General features: G+C 65.8%; 25 protein-coding genes. 16 read left to right on the top strand and 9 right to left on the bottom strand.

All coding sequences use genetic code 11. The features are described from left to right. Positions 1 to 16: 16 nt before the first annotated feature. The 6 genes from AC1DW2_RS40865 (at position 17) to AC1DW2_RS40840 (ending at position 4,129) form a co-directional block, all read left to right on the top strand. Entirely contained in the window at positions 17 to 211 is a 195-nt protein-coding gene (locus AC1DW2_RS40865) for a twin transmembrane helix small protein (RefSeq protein WP_015688858.1), read from the top strand. A gap of 2 nt (positions 212 to 213) precedes the next feature. Then, the gene (locus AC1DW2_RS40860; RefSeq protein WP_014491644.1) at positions 214 to 786 is read left to right on the top strand and encodes a cob(I)yrinic acid a,c-diamide adenosyltransferase; all 573 of its coding nucleotides are present in this window, start codon (positions 214 to 216) and stop codon (positions 784 to 786) included. A 125-nt stretch (positions 787 to 911) separates the two neighbouring features. Further along, positions 912 to 1,661 (top strand): electron transfer flavoprotein subunit beta/FixA family protein, encoded by a 750-nt coding sequence (locus tag AC1DW2_RS40855; protein WP_354181459.1) that lies wholly within the window; start codon positions 912 to 914, stop codon positions 1,659 to 1,661. After that, entirely contained in the window at positions 1,661 to 2,605 is a 945-nt protein-coding gene (locus AC1DW2_RS40850) for an electron transfer flavoprotein subunit alpha/FixB family protein (RefSeq protein WP_063985793.1), read from the top strand. Before AC1DW2_RS40855 ends, AC1DW2_RS40850 begins: the two co-directional genes overlap by 1 nt. Positions 2,606 to 2,815: 210 nt before the next feature. After that, on the top strand, positions 2,816 to 3,697 hold the full coding sequence (locus AC1DW2_RS40845; RefSeq protein ID WP_063985792.1) for a 3-hydroxybutyryl-CoA dehydrogenase: 882 nt from the start codon (positions 2,816 to 2,818) through the stop codon (positions 3,695 to 3,697). Positions 3,698 to 3,934: 237 nt separating this feature from the next. Continuing rightward, the gene (locus AC1DW2_RS40840; RefSeq protein ID WP_477008887.1) at positions 3,935 to 4,129 is read left to right on the top strand and encodes a hypothetical protein; all 195 of its coding nucleotides are present in this window, start codon (positions 3,935 to 3,937) and stop codon (positions 4,127 to 4,129) included. Positions 4,130 to 4,139: 10 nt separating this feature from the next. Here AC1DW2_RS40840 and tlpA read toward each other — a convergent pair whose 3' ends face one another. Then, positions 4,140 to 4,805, bottom strand: coding sequence for a thiol:disulfide interchange protein TlpA (gene tlpA / locus AC1DW2_RS40835; RefSeq protein ID WP_477008886.1), 666 nt, complete (start codon positions 4,803 to 4,805; stop codon positions 4,140 to 4,142). A gap of 109 nt (positions 4,806 to 4,914) precedes the next feature. Between tlpA and argH the strand changes: the two genes are divergently transcribed. From argH to lysA, 3 genes are all read left to right on the top strand, one after another. Then, positions 4,915 to 6,312: an argininosuccinate lyase gene (gene argH / locus AC1DW2_RS40830; protein WP_477008885.1), complete on the top strand. Its 1,398-nt coding sequence runs from the start codon at positions 4,915 to 4,917 to the stop codon at positions 6,310 to 6,312. A gap of 93 nt (positions 6,313 to 6,405) precedes the next feature. Beyond that, positions 6,406 to 6,699 carry an LPS translocon maturation chaperone LptM gene (gene lptM, locus AC1DW2_RS40825; RefSeq protein ID WP_063985789.1) on the top strand — a complete coding sequence of 98 codons (294 nt, stop codon included), beginning with the start codon at positions 6,406 to 6,408 and terminating at the stop codon, positions 6,697 to 6,699. A gap of 23 nt (positions 6,700 to 6,722) precedes the next feature. Beyond that, positions 6,723 to 7,988, top strand: a complete 1,266-nt coding sequence (gene lysA / locus AC1DW2_RS40820; protein WP_477008884.1) for a diaminopimelate decarboxylase — start codon at positions 6,723 to 6,725, stop codon at positions 7,986 to 7,988. A gap of 235 nt (positions 7,989 to 8,223) precedes the next feature. On the opposite strand, the gene AC1DW2_RS40815 is transcribed toward lysA, so the two are convergent. Both AC1DW2_RS40815 and AC1DW2_RS40810 read right to left on the bottom strand, forming a co-directional pair. Continuing rightward, positions 8,224 to 9,129 carry an NAD(P)-dependent oxidoreductase gene (locus AC1DW2_RS40815; protein ID WP_477008883.1) on the bottom strand — a complete coding sequence of 302 codons (906 nt, stop codon included), beginning with the start codon at positions 9,127 to 9,129 and terminating at the stop codon, positions 8,224 to 8,226. Positions 9,130 to 9,246: 117 nt separating this feature from the next. After that, positions 9,247 to 9,630 carry a carboxymuconolactone decarboxylase family protein gene (locus AC1DW2_RS40810; protein WP_014491654.1) on the bottom strand — a complete coding sequence of 128 codons (384 nt, stop codon included), beginning with the start codon at positions 9,628 to 9,630 and terminating at the stop codon, positions 9,247 to 9,249. Positions 9,631 to 9,808: 178 nt separating this feature from the next. Here AC1DW2_RS40810 and AC1DW2_RS40805 point away from each other — a divergent pair, with 178 nt between their 5' ends. Together AC1DW2_RS40805 and AC1DW2_RS40800 are read left to right on the top strand one after the other, a co-directional pair. Beyond that, positions 9,809 to 11,926 (top strand): TIGR02302 family protein, encoded by a 2,118-nt coding sequence (locus AC1DW2_RS40805; protein WP_477008882.1) that lies wholly within the window; start codon positions 9,809 to 9,811, stop codon positions 11,924 to 11,926. A gap of 3 nt (positions 11,927 to 11,929) precedes the next feature. Next, positions 11,930 to 12,835, top strand: a complete 906-nt coding sequence (locus tag AC1DW2_RS40800; RefSeq protein ID WP_477008881.1) for a DUF4175 family protein — start codon at positions 11,930 to 11,932, stop codon at positions 12,833 to 12,835. A gap of 153 nt (positions 12,836 to 12,988) precedes the next feature. Here AC1DW2_RS40800 and AC1DW2_RS40795 read toward each other — a convergent pair whose 3' ends face one another. Continuing rightward, complete coding sequence (locus AC1DW2_RS40795) at positions 12,989 to 13,363, bottom strand: response regulator (protein WP_028147294.1); 375 nt, start codon at positions 13,361 to 13,363, stop codon at positions 12,989 to 12,991. Positions 13,364 to 13,422: 59 nt separating this feature from the next. After that, a complete protein-coding gene (locus AC1DW2_RS40790) occupies positions 13,423 to 14,301 on the bottom strand; it encodes an MJ0042-type zinc finger domain-containing protein (protein WP_354121516.1) in 879 nt (292 codons plus the stop codon). Positions 14,302 to 14,482: 181 nt separating this feature from the next. On the opposite strand from AC1DW2_RS40790, the gene ftsE reads away from it, so the two are divergent. The 4 genes from ftsE to AC1DW2_RS40770 all read left to right on the top strand — a co-directional run bounded on the left by ftsE (position 14,483) and on the right by AC1DW2_RS40770 (position 17,665). Continuing rightward, positions 14,483 to 15,142: a cell division ATP-binding protein FtsE gene (ftsE, locus tag AC1DW2_RS40785; protein WP_014491659.1), complete on the top strand. Its 660-nt coding sequence runs from the start codon at positions 14,483 to 14,485 to the stop codon at positions 15,140 to 15,142. Continuing rightward, positions 15,135 to 16,103 (top strand): cell division protein FtsX, encoded by a 969-nt coding sequence (locus AC1DW2_RS40780; RefSeq protein ID WP_477008880.1) that lies wholly within the window; start codon positions 15,135 to 15,137, stop codon positions 16,101 to 16,103. The genes ftsE and AC1DW2_RS40780 overlap by 8 nt, the downstream gene beginning before the upstream one ends. Positions 16,104 to 16,175: 72 nt before the next feature. Beyond that, positions 16,176 to 16,880 (top strand): YdcF family protein, encoded by a 705-nt coding sequence (locus AC1DW2_RS40775; RefSeq protein WP_477008879.1) that lies wholly within the window; start codon positions 16,176 to 16,178, stop codon positions 16,878 to 16,880. Positions 16,881 to 16,891: 11 nt separating this feature from the next. After that, positions 16,892 to 17,665, top strand: coding sequence for a lysophospholipid acyltransferase family protein (locus tag AC1DW2_RS40770; RefSeq protein ID WP_477008878.1), 774 nt, complete (start codon positions 16,892 to 16,894; stop codon positions 17,663 to 17,665). On the opposite strand, the gene AC1DW2_RS40765 is transcribed toward AC1DW2_RS40770, so the two are convergent. Then, positions 17,662 to 18,273 (bottom strand): gamma-glutamylcyclotransferase, encoded by a 612-nt coding sequence (locus AC1DW2_RS40765; protein ID WP_063985779.1) that lies wholly within the window; start codon positions 18,271 to 18,273, stop codon positions 17,662 to 17,664. The genes AC1DW2_RS40770 and AC1DW2_RS40765 overlap by 4 nt on opposite strands. A gap of 110 nt (positions 18,274 to 18,383) precedes the next feature. Between AC1DW2_RS40765 and AC1DW2_RS40760 the strand changes: the two genes are divergently transcribed. Continuing rightward, positions 18,384 to 19,568 carry a DUF2125 domain-containing protein gene (locus AC1DW2_RS40760; protein WP_085401941.1) on the top strand — a complete coding sequence of 395 codons (1,185 nt, stop codon included), beginning with the start codon at positions 18,384 to 18,386 and terminating at the stop codon, positions 19,566 to 19,568. Between the two features lie 188 nt (positions 19,569 to 19,756). On the opposite strand, the gene AC1DW2_RS40755 is transcribed toward AC1DW2_RS40760, so the two are convergent. From AC1DW2_RS40755 to AC1DW2_RS40745, 3 genes are all read right to left on the bottom strand, one after another. Continuing rightward, positions 19,757 to 20,692: a prephenate/arogenate dehydrogenase family protein gene (locus AC1DW2_RS40755; protein ID WP_354114290.1), complete on the bottom strand. Its 936-nt coding sequence runs from the start codon at positions 20,690 to 20,692 to the stop codon at positions 19,757 to 19,759. Continuing rightward, positions 20,689 to 21,783, bottom strand: coding sequence for a pyridoxal phosphate-dependent aminotransferase (locus tag AC1DW2_RS40750; RefSeq protein ID WP_354114289.1), 1,095 nt, complete (start codon positions 21,781 to 21,783; stop codon positions 20,689 to 20,691). The genes AC1DW2_RS40755 and AC1DW2_RS40750 overlap by 4 nt, the downstream gene beginning before the upstream one ends. A 36-nt stretch (positions 21,784 to 21,819) precedes the next feature. Then, positions 21,820 to 22,547: chorismate mutase (locus AC1DW2_RS40745; RefSeq protein WP_477008877.1), on the bottom strand; the 728-nt coding region annotated here is incomplete at its 5' end.

Genomic DNA, 22,547 nt, shown 5'->3' with positions numbered 1-22,547 from the left:
GTGTTATCTACCCCGAATGGCATCTCTCCTGAGTACTTTCATCCTGCCGGTAGCGGCCGGCGCCGTGGCGGTGGTGCTGCTGCTCGGTCTCGTCAACATGATGCGCGGCGGCTCGCCAAACACCTCGCAGAAGTTGATGCGCTGGCGCGTGCTGCTTCAGTTCGTGGCGATCGTGGTTGCCATGCTCGCAGTCTGGGCGATGGGGCGTTAAAAATGGTCACGCTGAATCGCATCTATACGAAGACCGGTGACGACGGCACGACGGCGCTCGGAACGGGCGAGCGCCGTCCGAAATACGATCTGCGCATCGAAGCCTATGGCACCGTGGACGAGACCAATGCCGCGATCGGCGTTGTCAGGCTCCACACCCATGACATGCCCGAGTTCGACGCGATGCTCGGCCGCATCCAGAATGATCTGTTCGACCTCGGCGCGGACCTCGCGGTGCCCGAGCGTGAAGGCAAGGCCGAGCGGCTGCGGGTGGTGGCAAGCCAGGTCGAGCGGCTCGAACGCGACATCGACGCGCTCAACGACAAGCTGGCGCCGCTCACCTCCTTCGTGCTGCCGGGCGGCACGCCGGCCGCCGCCTACCTCCACGTTGCCCGTACGATTTGCCGCAGGGCGGAACGCGTGATGGTGGAACTGGCGGCCCGGCCCGGCGAGCCCGTGGGCGCTGCTGGCATCCAGTATATGAACCGCCTGTCCGACTTCCTGTTCGTCGCCAGCCGTGCCGCCAACCATAATGGTGCCGGCGACGTGCTCTGGGTTCCGGGCCAGAATCGCTGACCCATTGAGGTCGATATTTCTAAGGTCTAAAATTTGGCTCTGTCGCGCGTTGACCGGGCCGGATCAGGCCTTTAGGTTCCGCGCCAGTTGATAACCCCCCTCCCAAATTGAGTGAAAGAGGATCGATGAAGGTCTTGGTGCCGGTAAAGCGGGTGGTTGATTACAACGTCAAGGTCCGCGTCAAGGGCGATGGATCGGGCGTTGAACTCGCCAATGTGAAGATGTCGATGAACCCGTTCGACGAAATCGCGGTCGAGGAAGCGTTGCGCCTGAAGGAAGGCGGCAAGGCCACCGAGGTCGTCGTGGTTTCCATTGGACCGGCGCAGGCCTCGGAGACGATCCGCACCGGTCTCGCCATGGGCGCCGACCGCGGCATTCTGGTGAAGGTCGAGGGCATCGTCGAGCCGCTCGCGGTCGCGAAGATTCTGAAGAAGATCGCCGACGAAGAGCAGCCCGGCCTGATCATCCTCGGCAAGCAGGCGATCGACGACGACAGCAACCAGACCGGTCAGATGCTGGCCGCGCTGCTCGGCTGGTCGCAGGCGACGTTTGCTTCGAAGCTCGAGGTCGAAGGTGCTGACTTCAAGGTCACCCGCGAAGTCGACGGCGGTCTGCAGACCGTCAAGCTGAAGGGACCGGCGATCGTCACCACGGATCTCCGTCTCAACGAGCCGCGCTATGCCTCGCTGCCCAACATCATGAAGGCCAAGAAGAAGCCGATCGCGGAGAAGACCGTCGCCGATTACGGCGTCGACGTCGCCGCGCGTCTCGAGGTTCTCAAGACGACGGAGCCGGCGGGCCGCAAGGCGGGCGTCAAGGTCAAGGACGTCGCCGAGCTGGTGTCGAAACTCAAGAACGAAGCCGGGGTGCTCTGATGACGACGCTTCTGATTGCCGAACACGACAATGCGTCGCTGAAGGACGCGACCAACAAGGCCCTGACCGCGGCTGCCGCACTCGGCGCGGATGTCGACGTGCTGGTGGCCGGCCAGAACGCCAAGGCTGCGGCGGATGCCGCCGCCAAGCTCGCCGGCGTGAAGAAGGTGCTGCTTGCCGAGGGCGAGACTTACGCCCACGATCTCGCCGAGCCGCTGGCCGCGCTGATCGTCTCGCTGGCTTCCGGCTATGACGCGATCGTCGCGCCCGCGACCTCGCGCTTCAAGAACGTGATGCCGCGTGTCGCAGCCCTGCTCGACGTCATGCAGGTCTCCGAGATCACCAAGGTGGTCGCCCCCGACACCTATGAGCGCCCGATCTATGCCGGCAACGCCATCCAGACGGTGAAGTCGAAGGACGCCAAGAAGGTCATCACGGTGCGCACCTCGACCTTCGCGGCGGCGGGTGAAGGCGGCAGCGCCGCCGTCGAGAACGTCGCTGCGGCGGCCGATCCGGGCCTGTCGTCCTTCGTCGGCGAGGAAGTCGCCAAGAGCGACCGCCCCGAGCTGACCTCAGCCAAGATCATCGTCTCCGGTGGCCGTGCCATGCAGAGCCGCGAGAACTTCGCCAAGTACATCGAGCCGCTCGCCGACAAGCTCGGTGCCGGCGTCGGTGCCTCGCGCGCGGCGGTGGATGCCGGCTATGCGCCGAACGACTGGCAGGTCGGCCAGACCGGCAAGGTGGTGGCCCCTGAGCTCTATGTCGCAGTGGGCATTTCCGGCGCGATCCAGCATCTGGCCGGCATGAAGGACTCCAAGGTGATCGTCGCGATCAACAAGGACGAGGACGCGCCGATCTTCCAGGTCGCCGATTACGGCCTGGTCGCCGACCTCTACCAGGCGGTTCCTGAGCTCACCGAAGCGCTCGCCAAGCTCGGCAAGTAAAAACGCGCTAAAAACACCGGCCGGAGTGGTACACTCCGGCCGGTTTTTCTTTTTCAAGGCGTTTTCTTTGGCGTGGGGCACGCCGGGGAAGCGATCCAATCTAGGTTTCGAGCCAGGATTCTGATCTAATCGAGTTTCTGATTAAATCGGACCTCCCGGCTCGGGGGATGAGGCAGGCGCGATCTGCGCGCCGTTCCGGTGGATGACATTATGGCGGCAGTGATCAAGAAGGTCGGCGTGATCGGCGCGGGTCAGATGGGCAATGGCATCGCGCATGTCGCGGCGCTGGCCGGTTTCGACGTGGTGCTCAACGACGTCTCGGCCGACCGGCTCAAGTCGGGCATGGCCACCATCAATGGCAATCTGGCGCGCCAGGTCTCCAAGAAGGCCGTCAGCGAGGACGACAAGACCAAGGCGATGGCGCGCATCAAGCTCGCCGAGAAGCTCGACGACCTCGCCGATTGCGACCTCGTGATCGAGACCGCGGTCGAGAAGGAAGAGGTCAAGCGCAAGATCTTCCACGAGCTCTGCGCGGTGCTGAAGCCGGAGGCGATCGTCGCCTCCGATACCTCATCGATCTCGATTACGCGGCTTGCCGCCGCCACCGACCGGCCCGAGCGCTTCATCGGCATTCACTTCATGAATCCGGTGCCGCTGATGGAGCTGGTCGAGCTGATCCGCGGCATCGCCACCGACGACCAGACCTTCGAGGCGTCCAAGGAATTCGTCAGCAAGCTCGGCAAGCAGGTCGCGGTCTCCGAGGATTTCCCGGCCTTCATCGTCAATCGCATCCTGCTGCCGATGATCAACGAGGCGATCTACACGCTGTATGAAGGCGTCGGCAATGTCGAGGCCATCGACGCGGCGATGAAGCTTGGCGCGCATCATCCGATGGGCCCGCTCGAGCTCGCCGATTTCATCGGCCTCGATACCTGCCTGTCGATCATGCAGGTGCTGCACGAGGGCCTCGCCGACTCCAAATATCGCCCGTGCCCGCTGCTGGTGAAATACGTCGAGGCCGGCTGGCTCGGTCGCAAGACCCAGCGCGGCTTCTACGACTACCGCGGCGCCAAGCCGGTTCCGACGCGCTGATCCAATTTCCGGTGCCGTAGGGTGGGCAAAGGCGCAAAGCGCCGTGCCCACCATCTCTCCAATGATGCGGTGGAAATTGGTGGGCACGCTTCCGCCTTCGCTCTTCGAGCTACGGCGGACAAGCCGCTTTGCCCACCCTACGGCGCTCTCGCCCTCAGGCCGTGCATCCGCACCGTGACAATTCATGTCGCGTTAACCGCTCGCCCCTAGGCTGCGCCCGGTAAGAGGGTTTGCGTAATGGACATGATGGCGATGGTCAGCACCATGCTGGCCGCTCAGCAAGGCGCGCTGCAGTCGAATATCACGGCGACGCTGATGAAGCAGAATGCGGACACGGAGAAATCCACCGTCCTGACGCTGCTCGGCGCCGGTCAGCCCTCGCTCGCCAATGTCGGCGCCGGCGTCGGCGGCAACCTCAACGTCACCGCTTAAGACACACCGCCTAGAGCGACGCGGCGGCCTTGCCCGTCGCAGCCCGGATCAGCTTGAGCGCGTCCTCGCTCGCCCATTCCGCCGGCCCCGCGATCGTCGCGATCTCGCAGCCCTGCGGGTCGACCAATACCGAGGTCGGCATGCCCAGGGCCCGGCCTATGGCTTTAAGGTCCTGGAAAACCTTGGCTTTCTGATCGCTAAAATAGCCGAGCCGGGTCAGATTGGCCTCTTTCAGGAACGCTTTGGGCTTCTCGGCGTCGCGGGTGTCGATGTTGATCGCCACCACCTCGAAATTCGGGCCCGAAAGCTTGCCCTGGAGCTCGTCCAGCGCCGGCATTTCCTTGCGGCAGGGCACGCACCAGGTGGCCCAGAGGTTGACCAGCAGCGTCTTGCCGCGGAAATCGGACAGCTTCTTCGGCTTGCCGTCAGCGTCCTCGAAGACCAGGTCAGGCAGTTTTAGCGGCGCGCTCGCCACGGTCAGGGCGGCCAATTCGCCATGGGCGAGGGGGGCGATTTTTTGCGCCGTTGCCACCGCGGCCCGGCAGGCCGGATCGCCTGAGGGCGCCCGGTTCTGGCCCAGCCCGTACAGCGCGGCGAAGCCGGCCAGCCCCCCGATCGCCACGGTGGCGATGACGAGGGGGATCCGGCGCGTGGCGGAGGGCGTCTTGTCGAGCATATCGTTTGTCATCCGGTCGCAGATATGGCTATCAGGGGCCTCTTAATACGGCTGGCTCCGGCCAGCAAACGTGCGGCAGCAGCGGCAAGCAAGGCGTGAGCAGGGGATCATGAGCAACAAGATGTGGGGCGGCCGGTTCTCGGAGCGCCCCGATGAGATCATGGAAGAGATCAACGTCTCCATCGACGTCGATCGTCACCTCTTTGCCCAGGACATTGCCGCATCCAAGGCGCACGCCGCGATGCTTGCCGCGCAGGGCATCATCACGGGCTCTGATGCGAAAAATATCGCCAAGGGTCTAGACACGATTTTGTCAGAGATCGGCAAGGGCGGCTTCACGTTCAAGCGCGCGCTCGAAGATATCCATATGAACGTCGAGAGCCGCCTGTCCGAGCTGATCGGCCCCGCCGCCGGCCGGCTGCACACCGCGCGCTCGCGCAACGACCAGGTTGCGACCGATTTCCGTCTCTATGTCCGCGACGTTCTCGACGAGACCGATGCGGCGCTCGCCGCGTTCCAGGCCGCGCTCGTCAATCGCGCGCTCGAACATGCCGCGACCGTCATGCCCGGCTTCACGCATCTCCAGACCGCGCAGCCCGTGACCTTCGGCCATCATCTGCTCGCCTATGTCGAGATGGCGGCGCGCGACCGCGGCCGTTTCCAGGACGCCCGCAAGCGGCTCAATGAATCGCCGCTCGGCGCCGCCGCGCTCGCCGGCACCTCGTTCCCGATCGACCGCCACGCCACCGCGAAGGCGCTCGGTTTCGACCGCCCGATGGCGAACTCGCTCGATGCGGTCTCCGATCGCGACTTCGTGCTGGAGACGCTGTCGGCGGCCTCGATCTGCGCCGTGCACATGTCGCGCTTTGCCGAGGAGATCGTGATCTGGACCTCGCCGCTGGTCGGTCTCATCCGCCTCAGCGACAAGTTCACCACGGGATCCTCGATCATGCCGCAGAAGCGCAATCCGGATGCCGCCGAGCTCGTGCGCGCCAAGACCGGCCGCGTCATCGGCGCGCTCAACGGCCTCCTGATCGTGATGAAGGGCCTGCCGCTCGCCTATCAAAAGGACATGCAGGAGGACAAGCAGGGCGCGATGGAGGGCTTTGCTGCCCTGTCGCTCGCGATCCGCGCCATGACCGGCATGGTCCGCGATCTCGTGCCCGACGAAGCGAAGATGAAGGCGGCGGCGGGCGAGGGCTATGCCACCGCGACCGACCTTGCCGACTGGCTGGTGCGGACGCTGAAGATGCCGTTCCGCGACGCCCACCACGTCACCGGCCGTATCGTGGCGAAGGCCGCCGAGGGCGGCGTGGCGCTGCACGAGCTGCCGCTGAAAGAGATGCAGGCGATCGAGCCAAAGATCACCAAGGAGGTGCTCGGCGTGCTCTCGGTCGAATCGTCGGTGAAGAGCCGGACCAGCTTCGGCGGCACCGCGCCGAAGAACGTGGCGTCGCAGGCCAAGGCCTGGGCGAAGCGGCTGGAAAAAGAGCGAAAATTGGGCTGAGGGCAAAATTTCGCTTATGTTTCATGGTCATCCGGCTCTCGCCAGAGCGTGCCAATCTCTGTATGGTGCGGCCCGCGTAGTGGGGATTTCGTCGTGACGTCAAAGTTTCGCCCGGCCGGCTCGGGGTGGGCCATCATTGTCTTGAGCCTGACGGCGCTCGCGCTTGCCGGCTGCGGCCGCAAGGGCCCGCTGGATCTGCCGCCGACCGCCTCCAGTGCATCCACGGCCAATGTCGCAGCTCCAACCGACACCGAGACGGAAGCCCAGAGGACGCCGAGCGTGTTCAATCCCGGGTACGGTGCGGACGCGGCGCCTGCCGCCGCCAAGGGCAAGAAGAAATCGTTTATCCTCGACCCGCTCCTGGACGAACCTCCCGGCAAAAAATGAGCCGGGATAGCTGAGCTGACGCCATGAACCATTTCGACTATCGCAACGGCGTGCTGCACGCCGAGGCCGTGAACCTGTCCGAGCTGGCCGCAACCGTCGGTACGCCGTTCTATTGCTATTCGACCGCGACGCTCGAGCGGCACTACCGCGTCTTCGCCGACGCCTTCGCCGGCGAGAAGGTGCTGGTCTGCTACGCCATGAAGGCGAATTCCAACCAGTCGGTGCTGCGCACGCTGGCCAAGCTCGGGGCCGGCGCCGACGTCGTCTCCGGCGGCGAATTGAAGCGCGCGCTGGCCGCCGGCATTCCCGCCAGCAAGATCCTGTTCTCCGGCGTCGGCAAGACCGAAACCGAATTACGCGCCGCGCTGGCCGCCGACATCCTCTGCCTCAACGTCGAATCCGAGCCCGAGCTCGAGCTGTTGTCGCGGCTTGCGACCGAGATGGGCAAGACCGCGCGCATCTCCGTGCGCGTCAATCCCGACGTCGATGCCGGCACGCACGCCAAGATCTCGACCGGCAAGTCCGAGAACAAGTTCGGCATTCCGATCGCCTATGCCCGCGAGGTCTATGCACGCGCTGCAAAACTTCCGGGCATCGAGGTCACAGGCACCGACGTGCATATCGGCAGCCAGATCACCGATCTCTCCAAGATGGAGACCGCGTTCCGCATCCTCTCCGAATTCGTGCAGACGCTGCGCAGCGACGGCCACAACATCTCGCATGTCGATTTCGGCGGCGGCCTCGGCATTCCCTATTACATGGACCGCGAGGCGCCGCCGGCGCCCGACGCCTATGCCGCCATGGTCAAGCGCGTCAGCCACAATCTCGGCTGCACGCTGATGTTCGAGCCGGGCCGCATGATCGTCGGCAATGCCGGCATCCTTGTCGCCAAGGTGATCTACGTGAAGCACGGCGACGGCAAGAATTTCGTCATCATCGACGCCGCCATGAACGATTTGATCCGCCCGACGCTGTACGAGGCGCATCACGACATTCTGCCGGTGACGCAGCCGGCCGCGGGCGCCGCCACGATCATGGCCGACGTCGTCGGCCCGGTCTGTGAGACCGGCGACTATCTCGCATTGGATCGCACGCTGCCGACGCCGAAGCCTGGCGATCTCATCGCCATCATGACCGCGGGCGCCTATGGCGCGGTGCAGGCCGGCACCTACAACACGCGGGCGCTGGTGCCGGAAGTGCTGGTGAAGGGCGATCAATACGCCGTGGTGCGCCCGCGCATCGAGGTCGAGCAGCTGATCGCGATGGATACGCCGGCGCCGTGGCTGTGAGGGATTGAGGGGCGGCAAAGCGCTTCAACAATTTCGCTGTCGTCCCCGCGTACGCGGGGACCCATAACCACAGGGTGTAGTTGTTGRCTGAGCTGTAACTCCGAGTCCCCATAACCACAGGGTGTAGTTGTTGGCTGAGCTGTAACTCCGAGTCCCCATAACCACATCCGCCTGTGGTTATGGGTCCCGGGCTCGCGCTTCGCGCGCCCCGGGACGACGAGCTGAGTGTGTGGCGCTACTTCCMCGCCAATTCACCCTTCCCACCGACCACAACGCCCGCCTTCTTCTCGATCGGCTTGATCGCCGCGGTGAAGTCGGACTCGGCGCCTTCCGCGCTGATTACGGTCTCCCATAGCCGTCCGACCGCGTCCGCGACCTCCATCGACAGGCCGAGCGACTTCATCTCCTCCAGCGCCAGCCGCACGTCCTTCACCATCAGCCCCGTGGCGAAGCCGAAGTCGAAGGTGCGCGGCAGCACCGAGCGCGGAAACTTGTCGCGACTCGCGGTGTTCATGCCGGAGCCGGCATTGATGACGTCGATCATCACCGCAGGATCGAGCCCCGCCTTGACGCCCATCACCACCGCTTCCGAGGTCGCCACGATCGCGGTCGCCGACAGGAAATTGTTGGCGAGCTTCATGGTTTGCGCCGCGCCCGGCTTCTCGCCGATGAAGAACACTTTTCCGATCACGTCGAGCGCGGGCTTGAGCAGCTCGAACTCGGCTTTGGGCCCTGAGACCATCACCGCCAGGGTGCCCTTCTCGGCGCCGCCGACGCCGCCGGAGACGGGGCAGTCGATCTGCACGATGTCGCGTTTCGCCAGCAGGCCGTGGATCTTCGCCGCCATCGTCGAGCCGACGGTGGAGAGATCGATGAAGCGCTTGGCGCGGCTCCCTTCGATCACGCCGTTCGCTCCCGTGGCGACCTCGAGCGACGCCTGCAGCGAGGGCAGGCTCGCCATGACCGTCTCGACCTKGTCGGCAACGTCCTTCGGCGAGGTTGCAGCGGTGGCACCGCGCGCCACGAGCTTGTCGACGACCTCCTTGCGGGTATCGAACACGACGAGCTTGTGCCCCGCCTCGATCAGCCGCCGCGCCATCGGGAAACCCATGTTTCCGAGGCCGATGAATCCGACGTGCATGGTGTTTCCTTCTTTCTTCTTCGATGTTCGTTGGATGTGAAACGGCGATCATTCTCCGCTCGTCGTCCCGGGCTCGCGCTCGGCACCCCCCGGGACGACGGCGGAGAGAGGTCGGCCTCACGCCTTGCCGTCGATCTCCGCGAACACCTCGCGCGCGATGCGAAAGCTGTCGACTGCGGCCGGCATGCCGCCATAGATCGCGACCTGCATCAGGATCTCGCGGATCTCGTCGCGGGAAACGCCGTTGGTCAGCGCGCCCTTGAGATGCGCGCGAAACTCGTGCTGGCGGTTGAGGATCGCGATCATGGCGATGTTGAGCATGCTGCGGGTCTTGCGCGGCAGTTCCTCGCGGCCCCACACGGTGCCCCAGCAATATTCGTTGAGCATCTCCTGGAACGGACGGTTGAAATCGTCGACGTTCTTCAGGGCATTGTTGACATAGGCCTCGCCCAGCACCGCTTTGCGGACTTCCAGGCCCTTGTCGTGCATCTTCTTGTCCATGGCGTTCCTCTTATTTCCCCTGCGTTTCCCTTGGGAATGGCGCGCGGAAATTACGGGGTTGCGCCCGGTCAGTCACGTCCTCGTGTTATGCGGGAAAAGGGGTCTCTCCCGTACCGGAACGGATGCCTCAGTGCTGCCGTTGTGATACGCTTCTCTCCCGGGCAACCTGGAGAATTGATTGAACGGCGTCACCCCCGACCCGTCAGACCCGATCCGCGATGGCGACGCTCTGTCGCGGCTGAAGCTGGCGCAGGCCCTCGATCGGGCTATTTATGCCATCGCGTGGGAACGTGCCTGGCCACATCTGGCGCGGGTGCTGACTGTCGTCGGCCTGTTCCTGGTGGTGTCGTGGGCCGGCCTCTGGCTGGCGTTGCCGTCCGTCATCCGTGCCATCGGTCTCGTGGTTTTTGCCGGCGCCGCAATCGCCGCTCTGGTCCCGCTGATTCGTTTCCGCTGGCCGGGCCGCGACGAGGCTCTGAGCCGGCTCGACCGTGGCTCCGGTATCCGTCACCGCCCGGCGACGACGCTGACGGACACGCTGAGCTCGAAAGACCCGGTCGCGCTGGCGCTGTGGCAGGCGCAGCGCGAGCGCACGCTGGCTTCGCTCAAGCGCATCCGTGCCGGCTTGCCGCATCCGCGCCTCGCCCTGCACGATCCCTGGGCGCTGCGCGCGCTGGTCATGGTGATGCTGGTCGCGACCTTCTTCGCCGCCGGCGACGAGCGCGCGATGCGGTTAGGTGCCGCGTTCGACTGGAACGGCGTGCTGGCGCCGACCAACGTGCGCGTCGATGCCTGGATCACCCCGCCGCTCTACACCGGCAAGCCGCCGGTCATCCTGTCGGCCGCCAACAAGGAGGCCGCAGCGCTGCCTGCGAGCGGCCCACTCGCAGTTCCGGCCGGCTCGACCCTGATCGTGCGCTCCTCCGGCAGCAACCTCGATGTCGTCACCTCCGGCGGCCTCAAGGAGGTCGCGCCCACCGAGGCCGCGCCGAAGGGCACCAACGAGAAGCATTTTACCATCACCGGCGACGGCACCGCGCATGTCCGCGCGCCCTCCGGCCAGCCGCAATGGGCCTTCGCGGCGACGCCGGACCGCCCGCCGACGATCGCGCTCGCCAAGGATCCCGAGCGTCAGGCCTACGGCGCGTTGCAGCTCTCCTACAAGATCGAGGACGATTACGGCGTCACCGGCGCTGCGGCGCAATTCGTTCCGCGCGCAACCGAAGACAAGGACGGAACCAAGGACGCGGACGGCAAGGCCGCGCGGCCGCTGTTCCAGCCGCCGCAATTCGCGCTGACCCTGCCCAATGCGCGGACCCGCAACGGCGTCGGCCAGACCGTAAAGGACCTCAGCGAGGATCCTTATTCCGGTGCGGACGTGACGCTGACGCTCACCGCCAAGGACGAGGCCGGCAACGAGGCGAAGAGCGAGCCCTTCAACATGCGCTTGCCGGGCCGGCTGTTCACCAAGCCGCTCGCCCGCGCGCTGATCGAGCAGCGCCGCATCCTGGCGCTCGACGCCAACAAGAATTCCGACGTCTACGCCGCGCTCGACGCGCTGATGATCGCGCCCGAGATGTTCACGCCGGAAGCCGGGCAATATCTCGGCCTGCATAGCGTCGCACGCCAGCTCGAGGCGGCGCGCACCGACGATTCCCTGCGTGAGGTCGTGGCGAGCCTGTGGGCGCTTGCGGTGACGATCGAGGACGGCAACATCAGCGACGTCGCCAAGGCGTTGCGCGCGGCGCAGGACGCGCTCAAGCAGGCGCTTCAGCGCGGCGCCAGCGACGAAGAGCTCAAGAAGCTCATGGACAATCTGCGGACCGCGCTGGACAATTACATGCGCCAGTACGCGCAGCAGATGCGCAGCAATCCGCTGGCGCGGCCGGCCATCGGCCTCGACGACCAGATGAAGCGCATCGAGCGGCTGATCCAGCGCGGCAATCGCGAAGCGGCGGCGCGCGAGCTGGACCGCTTGGCCCGCGCGCTGGAAAATCCTCCGGGGCCGCCCAGCGCCGAGCAGAAAGAGATGGACGAGATCGCGCGCGAGCTGAACGATCTGCTTCGGGAGCAGAACGCGCTTCGCGACGAAACCGACCGGCAGAGCAAGGATTCCAAACGCGGCCAACGTACCAAGCCTCTGCCGCCCAAGGTCGCGGAGATTCTGCGCAAATCGAGAGAGCTGCGGCAGAAGACGCGCGGCGCGACCAGCGATCAGCTGGAGGACCTGGCAAGGCAGCAGGATGCCTTGCGCGAAGAGCTCAGGACCTGGCGTGAATCCCAGGGAGCGAGATAGCTCATGAAACACACCTCAATCTGGCAGAACGGCAAGGTCACGCGCGGAAGGCTCGCCACGGCTTGTCTCGTGCTTTTGCTGTCCTGTTCCACGGCTTCGATTGGCCTCGCCCAGTCGTCGCGCGCCGACCAAAAGAGTCTGGATGCACTGCTCGACAGCGCCGAGCGGTCGATGAAGCAATCCGCCGACAACCTGAAGGACAAGAACTCGGACGAGAGCATTGGCCAGCAGTCCCGGGCGATCCGGGACATGGAGAAGTATCTCTATCCCGATCCGAACGATCCCTCGGCGTCGCGCGAAGGGTCGCAGGATACGCAGGGCCGGCAGGAGCAACTGAAGAAGCGGCTGGAGGCCCTCAAGAAGAAGCTCGCCGAGATGGGCTTGCAGCAGGATGGCCAGAAAGGCCAGCGCGGGCAGAAACAGCCGGGACAGCAGGGCCAACAAGGTCGGCAGGGCCAAGGTCAGGGTCAGGACGGCGACCAGGATGGCGATGACGGCTTCGACGCCGCCGAGAACGCCATGGGAGATGCCGGCAATCAGATCGGCGAGGGCGATGCCGACGGTGCGACGGCATCGCAGGGCAAGGCCATCGACGCCCTGCGCAAGGGCATGCAGGATCTCGCCGACGCGCTCGGCGGGCAGCAGAACGGCGAAGGCCAGGATCCGGGCGACGGTGACGGCCCCGGTCAGGCTGTCGGCCGCCAGCAGAGCGGCGGCGAACGGACCGACCCGCTGGGCCGGCCGCTGCGCGGCAAGGAATATAGCGACGACTATACGGTCAAGATTCCCGGCGAGATCGATGCCCAGCGCGCGCGCCGCATCCTCGAAGAGCTCCGCCGCCGCCTGAGCGATCCCGCGCGTCCGCAGATCGAGCTCGATTACCTCGAGCGTCTGCTGAAGGATTTTTGACGTCACACTCGGTGTCATCGCCCGCCTAGTGCGCAATTGCGCACAGGGGCGGGCGATCCAGTATTCCAGAGACGGTTGTGATTGAACCGAGAGGCCGCGGCGTACTCGATGCCCCGGTCAAGGCCTGGGCATGACAGCGGAATACGCCGCCACCTACGCCTTCTTCGCTGCCAGCGCGTCCGCGACCGCCGTACGGATGTCGGCCACCGAGAACGGCTTGGTCACGACGTCATGCACCAGCGCATTCAAATTCGAGGCGCGCTCGCGCTGGTCGGCAAAGCCGGTCATCAGCAAAATGGTCAGGTCGGGGAAATCGCGCGCAGCGGAGAGCGCCAGCGCGATGCCGTCCATCACCGGCATCTGGATGTCGGTGAGCAGGAGATCGAACGCGCCGTTCTCGCGGGTCAGGATTTCCAGCGCCTCGGCGCCGTCCTGCGCGGTGACGGTCTCGTGGCCGTCCATGGCGATGGCGCGCGCCACCAGCTGGCGCATCGAATCCTCGTCGTCGGCGATCAGGATTTTCGGCATGAGACCAACCTTGGGACCAACCTCGCGGCCAACCTTCCTCGCGGGATCTGCAAAATCGATTATACGCTGCCGCCGGCAATGTCGCGCCGGTTGAAGAAGCGGACGTCGATATTGCGGCCTTCGGGCGGCGGCGAGGCCAGGCGCGAGCGGAAGAAGGCGCGCTCACCCGGCTGCAGCACGGTCTGCTCCAGCACGGTGTTCCAGGCGTAGATTTCCGCTCCCTGAGCGTCGCGCACAGCAAAGCGCAGCCGCGGGATATCGAGCGGCTTCTTGCTTTGACCCACTATCACGCCCTCGATCACCAGCACCTGCTTACCGTCCACGGTCTCGCTGGAGAGCTTGACGTCCTTGAACGCCAGCCCGCGCAAATTAACTTCGAGTCCGACCATCTTGTAGAACGCCGCCGTCTGCGGCAGCAGCCGGACCATGTCGCCGCGCCAGATGACCAGCGCCAGCACCAGCGCGCCCATGGCGGCGCAGGCGGTCGGCAGACCGAAATGGGATTTTCGCGGAGCCTCGGTGGGGGCCTGACGCCTGACCCGCGCCCCGCGGCGGCTGAACAGGCCGCGGAACCAGGACTGGTGCTGCGCGCCGGCGACGTCATCCTCGGCGGCGCGGGCCGCCGCTGACCATTCGTCCTCGGTCGCCTGGGCGTCCTCGGCCGGCCAGTCGCTGGCGATCGAGGGGCTGTCGACGACCGGCGTGTCGGCGGCGCCGTCGTCCCTGGCGTAGGAGTTCCACTGCTCGGCGAGGTCGGACTGGTCGTCGGCTTGGCTGGCCGCTGCCATGGCCGGGACGGACGCCTCCTCGATGGCATCCTCGGCATAGGCGACCCAGGTCTCCTTGCAGCGGGAGCAGCGGACCGTTCGTCCGTTCGCCCCCAGGCTCGCGGGCTTGATGGCGTAGGATGTCGTACAATGGGGGCAGACGATATGCATGGACACGAGCCTTGATGCACGGACTGGTCTTGACGATGCTCCGGTCGCGGAGAGCCGGGCATCCCAGATGCTACAGAGCGACCGTTAACGAACCGGAAACCATAACGGTCGCAAAACCCGTTGATCGCGTGTGGCGGAGCGCAGCAGCGCCGCCCGCGCCCCCTCTCGAACGGAGCTGAGCTTGGTTCGGTTCGAAAATGTCGGATTGCGTTACGGACTGGGGCCGGAGATTCTGCGCGACCTCAGTTTCGAGATTCCGGCGCATTCCTTCCAGTTTCTCACCGGCCCGTCCGGCGCCGGCAAGACCTCGCTGCTGCGTTTGCTGTTCCTGTCGCACAGGCCGACGCGCGGCCTCGTCAACCTGTTCGGCCACGACATCTCGCAGCTCGGCAAGGACGAGATCGCGGATTTGCGCAAGCGCATCGGCATCGTGCTCCAGGACTTCCGACTGCTCGACCACATGACGACCTATGAGAACGTCGCCTTGCCGTTCCGCGTCATGGGCCGCAGCGAATCGAGCTACCGCAAGGAGGTGATCGACCTGTTGCGCTGGGTCGGCCTCGGTGACCGCATGGACGCGCTGCCGCCGATCCTGTCCGGCGGCGAGAAGCAGCGCGCGGCGATCGCGCGCGCCGTGATCTCGCGGCCGCAGCTCCTGCTCGCCGACGAGCCGACCGGCAGCGTCGATCCGACGCTCGGGCGCCGGCTGCTGCGGCTGTTCATCGAGCTCAACAAATCGGGCACCGCCGTCATCATCGCCACCCACGACATCGGCCTGATGGACCAGTACGAGGCGCGACGCTTCGTGCTGCACCAGGGGCGGCTGCACGTCTATGAGTAGGCCCGACGACCGCGGCGTGCTGGTAGATATCGGACAGGAGCGTCCGCAGCTTCCGCCCAAGGCGCGCAACATGTCGCCGATCGTGCCGCGCGCCTCGATCCACGGCCGCGCGCTGGTTGCCGTCGTCGCCATCATGACCTTCCTCGCCTCGATGACCACGGGCACGGTGCTGCTCGTCAGTGCCTCCGCCGCGGAATGGCAGTCGGACGTTGCAAGCGAAATCACCATCCAGGTCCGCCCGCAGACCGGCCGCGATCTCGATCGCGACACCGCGGCAGTGACGGAGGCCATCCGCGCGCAGGCCGGCATCATCGAGGTCAAGCCGTTCACCAAGGACGAGAGCGGTAAGCTGCTCGAGCCCTGGCTCGGCACCGGCCTGTCGATGGATGATTTGCCGGTGCCGCGCATGATCATCGCGCGCGTGCAGCCCGGCACGCCGCTCGATCTCGGCGCCTTGCGCGCGCGCGTGACCCAGGCCGCACCAAGCGCCAGCGTCGACGATCACCGCGCCTGGATCGAGCGGATGCGCTCGATGACCAACGCCACCGTCCTCGCCGGCATCGGCATCCTCGCCCTCGTCATCATCGCGACCATCATCTCGGTCTCGTTCGCGACCCGCGGCGCCATGGCGGCGAACCAACCGATCGTCGAGGTCCTGCATTTCGTCGGTGCCGGCGACCGGTACATCGCCAACCGCTTTCTGCGTCACTTCCTCAGGCTGGGCCTGGAGGGCGGCGTGATCGGCGGCGGCGCCGCCATGCTGGTGTTCGGCTTCTCCGAGTCGATCGCCGGCTGGTTTTCCGGGACCCCCGTCGGCGACCAGTTCGCAGCTCTGCTCGGCACCTTCTCGCTGCGGCCGTCGGGCTACATCGTGCTCGCGGTGCAGGCGGCGCTGATCGGCGCCATCACCGCGGTTGCCTCGCGCCAGACGCTGTTCGCGACACTGAATGACGTCGATTGAGCCCGATAAACCGGACTCCACTTCGCCTCAAAACGTCCTAAAATCATCCGGGGAAGGGATCACCGACATCATATGACCGCGCCGACCGACGATCGATCGCCGAAATTGCCGCGTGGCTGGCTGCGCGCGGCGTTGGTATCGACGATCGCGTTCGTCTTCGTCGGCGCGGCGGCGGGCTTCATCGCCTTCCTGGCGCAATTGCGCGGCGCTGAGATCGCGCCGGACCACAAGGCGGACGGCATCGTGGTCCTGACCGGCGGCTCCTCGCGRGTGTCGGATGCGATGGAGCTCCTGGCGGCCGGCTACGGCAAGCGGCTCCTGATCTCCGGCGTGCACCCGACCTCGACGGCGAGCGACATCTCCCGGACGCTGCCGGAGAACCAGTCCTTCATGCATTGCTGTGTCGATCTCGACCGCACCGCGGTCTCGACCCGCGGCAACGCGGCGGAAGCGCGGCGCTGGGCCGAGGGGCGCGGCTTCAGATCGCTGATCGTCGTCACCTCGAACTATCATATGCCGCGCGCGCTGGTGGAGTTCTCGCATGCGATGCCGGAGACCACGCTGATCCCGTTCGCGGTGGTCGGCGAAAAATGGCGTGAGGAGCCGTGGTGGACCTCGGCCTCCACCTTGCGGCTGCTCTTGTCCGAATACGTCAAATACATCGCCGCCGAGCTGAGGGTGCGGCTGGAGGATTTCGGGATTGACCTTTCGCCCGAGATGTCGGAGCAGCCTGCTGGCGTGGCGCCGAAGCGGCCCGCCACGGCACAGGCCAATTGATCGGATCATCGATGTTTTTGATTTTCCTGCGCTCGCTCCTGTTCAACGTGCTGTTCTACGCCGTGCTGGTGTGCCTCGCGATCGTGGCGCTGCCGACCTTCGCATTGCCGCCGCGCGCCATGCTGACGGTCGCGCAATGGTGGGCGAAGGCGACGCTGTTCCTGATGCGCGTGATCTGCAACATCAAGGTCGAATTCCGCGGGCAGGAGAAGATCCCGGCAGGGCCGCTGGTGATCGCGGCGAAGCATCAGTCGTTCTGGGAGACCTTCGTGCTGCCGGGCTTCTTCAACCGTCCGATCTTCATTCTCAAGCGTCAGCTCATGCAGATCCCGGTGTTCGGCCAGTTCCTGGTCAAGACCGGAATGATCGCGATCGACCGCAAGGCCGGCGTGAAGGCGCTGCTGGACATGACGCGGCGGGCGCGCGACGCGGTGCGCGCAGGCGGGCAGCTCGTGATCTTTCCGGAAGGCACACGCCGGGCGCCCGGCGCTGCGCCCGATTACAAGACCGGCTTTGCGCAGATCTATTCGTCGTGCGGCGTGCGGTGCCTGCCGATCGCGCTCAATTCCGGCCTGTTCTGGCCACGCCGCACCTTCATGCGCTATCCCGGCACGCTGGTGGTCGAGTTCCTCGATCCGCTGCCATCAGGCCTGCCGAAAGACGAGTTTCTCTCGCGCGTGCAAACCGCCATCGAAGACGCGACCGGCCGCCTCGTGGAAGCGGGCCGGAAAGAGCAGGAGCAGTTGATCGGCTCGTCGCCGAGCTACGCTCCGTCGCAGAGCTAGCGGTTCTCTCGATCTTCGGCGGGAGCCGGCGCGTGCAGGGAATGCGCATCACCATGCAGCATGGTCGCGAGCTTATGCAATTGCGTGTCGCGAAAACCTTCGGCCTCGATCGCCTTCACCGTTGCCGTCACGTAGTCGCGGTTGGCGCCGGACTGGCCATGGCCCTGGACGACATGGCGATGCTGGTCGGCGAACGAGAGTCGGCCGGCATATTGGACGTGGCCGCGGTCGACGACATAAGCGAGCGCGGAGACGCGCTGTCGCGCATCGTTCTCAAGCCACACCGAGCGCATCACCTCGCGATAGACGGACGTGACCTGCTCGCGGGCCCGCAGATAGGCGACGACGTCGGCGCGGTCCTTCTCGGCGACGCGAAAAGCAATGCCGCGGCAGGCGCCGCCGCGGTCGAGCCCGAGCACCAGGCCCGGCTGCTCCGGCGTGCCGCGATGCACGAAGGAATAGACGCAGAGCGCGCGGTGCTCGCCGACCAGCCGCGCCGGGACGCGTTCCCTGAATTCGAAGCCCGGCCGCCACATCAGCGAGCCATAGCCGAACACCCAGAGGTCGCCCTTGGCTGTGGTGACGGAGGGGAGGGTGATTTCCGACATTTCGGGCACGGCTACCAGAACGACGCCCCCAAGCGAAGCGAATTCTCGGCCTTTCGGCACGGCCGAACCCCGCTTACATTTGACAAAATCTGGGGTCAAAGGGTCGCCGCATGTCAGATATGACCGTTGCCACAGGCCGCCGCCCCCGTTGGGGCCTTTTCATYGCCCCCATTATCCTCCTGATCCTCGCCGTCGCGTGGAGCTGTTTCTGGTTCTATGCGGCCTCGCAGGCCGAAATCGCCGCCGACGCCTGGCGGGCGCAGGAGGCCAAGTCCGGCCGCATCTATGATTGCGCCAAGCGCTCGATCGCCGGCTTCCCGTTCCGCTTCGAGGTCCAGTGCTCCGGCGCCAGCGTCGCCCTGGTGTCGCAGAACGCCAGCAAGACGCCGTTCACGGCGAAGCTCGACAACATCCTGGTCGTCGCCCAGGTCTACGATCCCAAGCGCGTCATCGCCGAATTCTCCGCGCCGGCGACACTCACCGACGGCGTCACGCAAAACACCTTCGTGGTGAATTGGAGCAAGGGCCGCAGCAGCGTGTTCGGCCTGCCGGCGGTGCCGGATCGCGCCTCCATCGTGTTCGACGATCCCGTCATCAATCGTCTCGACGGCAGCGTGCAAGTGCCGCTCGCGCGCGCCAAGCAGGTCGAGCTGCACGGTCGCCTCGCAGACGGGTCGCGGTCGGATCATCCTGTGATCGAGACCGTGCTGCACGTCGCGCAGGGCAGCATCCAGGGTGTTCATCCCTTGCTCGCCGAGCCGTTCGAGGCGGACACGCGCGCGAAGATCACGGGCCTCTCCGACCTCACGCCAAAGCCGTGGCCGCAACGCTTCCGCGAGATCCAGGCCGCCGGCGGTCACATCGAGATCGTCCAGTCGCGCGTCCAGCAGGGCGAGATGATCGCGGTTGCCGCTGGCACGCTCGGGCTCTCGGCCAATGGCCGACTCGACGGTGAGCTGCAGATGACCGTGACCGGCCTCGAGCGCGTAATCCCGGCGCTCGGCATCGAGAAGATGCTGGAGGAGGGGGTGCCGCAGGCAACCCTCGACCGCGTTGCGCCCGGCGTGAAGTCGCAGGACCTCAACAATCTGTTCGGCGCACTCGACCGCGCCGTTCCCGGCCTCGGCAAGGTCATCAAGCAGAACGCCAATGCCGGCGTTGCGGCCGGCATCAATTCGATCGGCACCGAGAGCACGCTCGAAGGCAAGAAGGCCCGCAGCTTCCCGCTGAAGTTCGTCGACGGCGCCGTGCTGCTCGGCCCGGTCAAGGTCGGCCAGATCCCGCCGCTGTATTGATTTGGCGACGCGTCCGCTCACGGATTGATGGAGCCGCGCGCGAGAATGTCTAACCCTCACCCTGAGGAGCCGCGCTCTTCGCGCGGCGTCTCGAAGGGCGAGGCCACCAGCCGGGCCTTCATCCTTCGAGACGCGCGTTCCGCGCTCCTCAGGATGAGGATCTGGCAGCACAGTCGTCGCGCGAAGGACTACGGCTTCTTCAACGCCGCATGCGGCCGGCCGAAATCCGGCGCCGCCGAATCCTGGCCGATCTCGACGATGCCGCGGCGGATGGCGCGCGTGCGCGTGAAGTGGTCGAACAGCGCCTCGCCGTCGCCGCGGCGGATCGCGCGGGTAAGCTTGGCGAGATCCTCGGTGAAGGTGCCGAGCATTTCCAGCACGGCTTCCTTGTTGGCGAGGAAGACGTCGCGCCACATCGTCGGATCGGACGCCGCGATGCGGGTGAAGTCGCGGAAGCCGCCGGCGGAGAACTTGATCACCTCGGACTCCGTCACCTGCGCCAGCTCGTCGGCGGTGCCGACGATGGTGTAGGCGATCAGATGCGGCAGATGGCTGGTGATCGCGAGCACGAGATCATGATGATCCGGCGTCATGATCTCGACCTTGGCGCCCATCGCCGCCCAGAAGGCGCGCAGCCGATCGGTGGCCGCCGCATCGACGCCTTCCGGCGGCGTCAGGATGCACCAGCGGTTGATGAAGAGCTCGGCGAAACCAGAATCGGGGCCCGAATGCTCGGTGCCCGCGACGGGATGCGCCGGCACGAAATGAATGGTCTTGGGCAGATGCGGCGCCATGTCCCTGACGATCGCGCCCTTGACCGAGCCGACGTCGGAGACGATCGCGCCCGGCTTCAGATGCGCAGCGATCTCCTGCGCCACCGGCCCGCAGGCCCCGACGGGAATGCAGAGGATGACGAGGTCGGCATCCTTCACCGCTTCCGCATTGGTCGCCACGACATGGTCGACGATGCCGAGCTCCAGCACCCGCGCGCGTGTCTTCTCCGAGCGCGCGGTGGTGACGATCTCGGAGGCCAAGCCCTGGAGCTTCGCAGCGCGCGCGATCGAGCCGCCGATCAGGCCGAAGCCGATCAGCGCAACGCGCTGGAAGTGCGGCGTGGTGCTCATTTGCCGGCCATGAAGTCGCGCAGGCCCTCGACGACGAGGCGGTTGGCCTCCTCGGTGCCGATGGTCATGCGCAGCGAATGCGGCAGGCGGTAGTTCTTTAGCGCGCGCAACACCAGCCCGCGCTTGGTGAGATACGCGTCGGCCTCGTCCGCGGTCTTGCCCGTTTCCGGGAAGTGGATCAGCACGAAATTGGCGACGCCCGGCGTCACCTTCAGTCCGAGCTTGCCGATCTCCTCGGAGAGCCAGTTGCGCCAGGTCTCGGTGAACTGCTTCGACATCGCCTGGTGCGCAGTGTCCTCGATCGCGGCGACCGCGGCATACATCGCCGGCGTCGACACGTTGAAGGGACCGCGGATGCGGTTGACCGCGTCGATGACGTGCTCCGGACCGAACATCCAGCCGACGCGCAGCGCGGCGAGACCGTGGATCTTGGAGAAGGTGTGCGTCACCACGGTGTTCTCGGTGGTGGCGACGAGCTCGATCCCCATCTCGTAGTCGTTGCGCGAGACGTAATCGGAATAGGCGGCATCGAGCACCAGCAGCACGTGCGACGGCAGGCCGGCGCGCAGCCGCTTGACCTCGTCGAACGGCACATAGGTGCCGGTCGGATTGTTGGGATTGGCGAGCCAGACCAGCTTTGTCTTCGGCGTCACCGCCTTGAGGATGGCATCGACGTCGCAGGTGAGATTGGTCTCCTGCGCGACCACGTTCTTGGCGCCGACCGCCATGGTCGCGATCGGGTAGACCAGGAAGCCGTGCGTGGTCGAGATCGCCTCGTCGCCGTGGCTGAGATAGGTGTGGGCGAGCAGATTGAGGATCTCGTCCGAGCCGGCGCCGCAGATGATGCGGTTGGGGTCGAGCCCGAAAGAACGGCCGATCGCTTCGCGCAGCACGCGCGAGGTTCCTTCCGGATAGTCTTCCAGATGCGCCGCCACGTTCCTGAACGCCTCGATCGCCTTGGGCGAGGGCCCGAACGGCGTCTCGTTGGCCGAGAGCTTGAACACCTTGCGGCCCGGCTCAGCCACCGGGCTCTTGCCGGGCGTGTAGGGCGCAATATCTAGAATGCCGGGATTCGGCACGGGGCGTGACATCTTCAACTCCGGAAGTAGCTTTAGGCGGTTCGCGATCTACGATTTCGACCCGGTCGAGGGCACCGTATAGCGCGTTGCGTGGCTGCCGACGAGGGCCGTGGAGCGCACCGAGGCCCCCGCTTCGATCAGGGCAGCCTTGATCTTGTCGATGCTGGTGGCGCTTGTGACCGAGACCAGCAGCGCCGCGCCGTCGAAGGCGGTATCGGGCACCGCCACGATCTCGGCGAGCGGCGACAGCGCCCGCGCGACCTCGGCGTTCCACCCGGACACGCGCACGCTGAAGGTCTCGACCTCCGTCACCACGGCGCTGTCGGCGACGCGCGAGATCGCGAACACCGGCAGTGCGGCCGGATGGTCGGCGCGCTCGACGAAGGGCATCCGCGCGATGATCTTCGGCGCGCCGTCCGCTTCCAGCTCCAGCCACCATGGCGTGCGGCTCGAGGTCKCCGAGACCAGCGCCAGATCGCCCTTGGACTTCGCCACCGCTTCGACCGCGGCCTGCGCGCTGAAATGCGCGACGTAAGGCACCGTGAAGCCGAAATGGAAGCGCACGGAATCGCGCATCGCCGGCTCGCTCACCGAGATGTCGGCATGCACGGAGAACGGCGCTTGGACGTAAGTGAACGTCGAGATGATGACGCGCCAGATGCTCTCGACCGTGTCGAGCGGCAGGATGCCGCGATGACGCTGGACGATGTCACGCATCATGGCGGCCTCGCGCGCCGGGCGGAACGCCGAGCCGACCTCCTGGGTCTGCTTCACCT

The organism is Bradyrhizobium sp. P3_C3, assembly GCF_056402655.1.
This window is presented reverse-complemented; position numbering and strand designations above follow the sequence as displayed.

Bases quoted from the DNA above. Each gene is read 5' to 3' on its own strand.
- AC1DW2_RS40865 (WP_015688858.1), top strand. From the start codon at position 17: ATGGCATCTCTCCTGAGTACTTTCATCCTGCCGGTAGCGGCCGGCGCC.
- AC1DW2_RS40860 (WP_014491644.1), top strand. From the start codon at position 214: ATGGTCACGCTGAATCGCATCTATACGAAGACCGGTGACGACGGCACG.
- AC1DW2_RS40855 (WP_354181459.1), top strand. From the start codon at position 912: ATGAAGGTCTTGGTGCCGGTAAAGCGGGTGGTTGATTACAACGTCAAG.
- AC1DW2_RS40850 (WP_063985793.1), top strand. From the start codon at position 1,661: ATGACGACGCTTCTGATTGCCGAACACGACAATGCGTCGCTGAAGGAC.
- AC1DW2_RS40845 (WP_063985792.1), top strand. From the start codon at position 2,816: ATGGCGGCAGTGATCAAGAAGGTCGGCGTGATCGGCGCGGGTCAGATG.
- AC1DW2_RS40840 (WP_477008887.1), top strand. From the start codon at position 3,935: ATGGACATGATGGCGATGGTCAGCACCATGCTGGCCGCTCAGCAAGGC.
- tlpA (WP_477008886.1), bottom strand. From the start codon at position 4,805: ATGCTCGACAAGACGCCCTCCGCCACGCGCCGGATCCCCCTCGTCATC.
- argH (WP_477008885.1), top strand. From the start codon at position 4,915: ATGAGCAACAAGATGTGGGGCGGCCGGTTCTCGGAGCGCCCCGATGAG.
- lysA (WP_477008884.1), top strand. From the start codon at position 6,723: ATGAACCATTTCGACTATCGCAACGGCGTGCTGCACGCCGAGGCCGTG.
- AC1DW2_RS40810 (WP_014491654.1), bottom strand. From the start codon at position 9,630: ATGGACAAGAAGATGCACGACAAGGGCCTGGAAGTCCGCAAAGCGGTG.
- AC1DW2_RS40800 (WP_477008881.1), top strand. From the start codon at position 11,930: ATGAAACACACCTCAATCTGGCAGAACGGCAAGGTCACGCGCGGAAGG.
- AC1DW2_RS40795 (WP_028147294.1), bottom strand. From the start codon at position 13,363: ATGCCGAAAATCCTGATCGCCGACGACGAGGATTCGATGCGCCAGCTG.
- AC1DW2_RS40790 (WP_354121516.1), bottom strand. From the start codon at position 14,301: ATGCATATCGTCTGCCCCCATTGTACGACATCCTACGCCATCAAGCCC.
- AC1DW2_RS40780 (WP_477008880.1), top strand. From the start codon at position 15,135: ATGAGTAGGCCCGACGACCGCGGCGTGCTGGTAGATATCGGACAGGAG.
- AC1DW2_RS40770 (WP_477008878.1), top strand. From the start codon at position 16,892: ATGTTTTTGATTTTCCTGCGCTCGCTCCTGTTCAACGTGCTGTTCTAC.
- AC1DW2_RS40765 (WP_063985779.1), bottom strand. From the start codon at position 18,273: ATGTCGGAAATCACCCTCCCCTCCGTCACCACAGCCAAGGGCGACCTC.
- AC1DW2_RS40755 (WP_354114290.1), bottom strand. From the start codon at position 20,692: ATGAGCACCACGCCGCACTTCCAGCGCGTTGCGCTGATCGGCTTCGGC.
- AC1DW2_RS40750 (WP_354114289.1), bottom strand. From the start codon at position 21,783: ATGTCACGCCCCGTGCCGAATCCCGGCATTCTAGATATTGCGCCCTAC.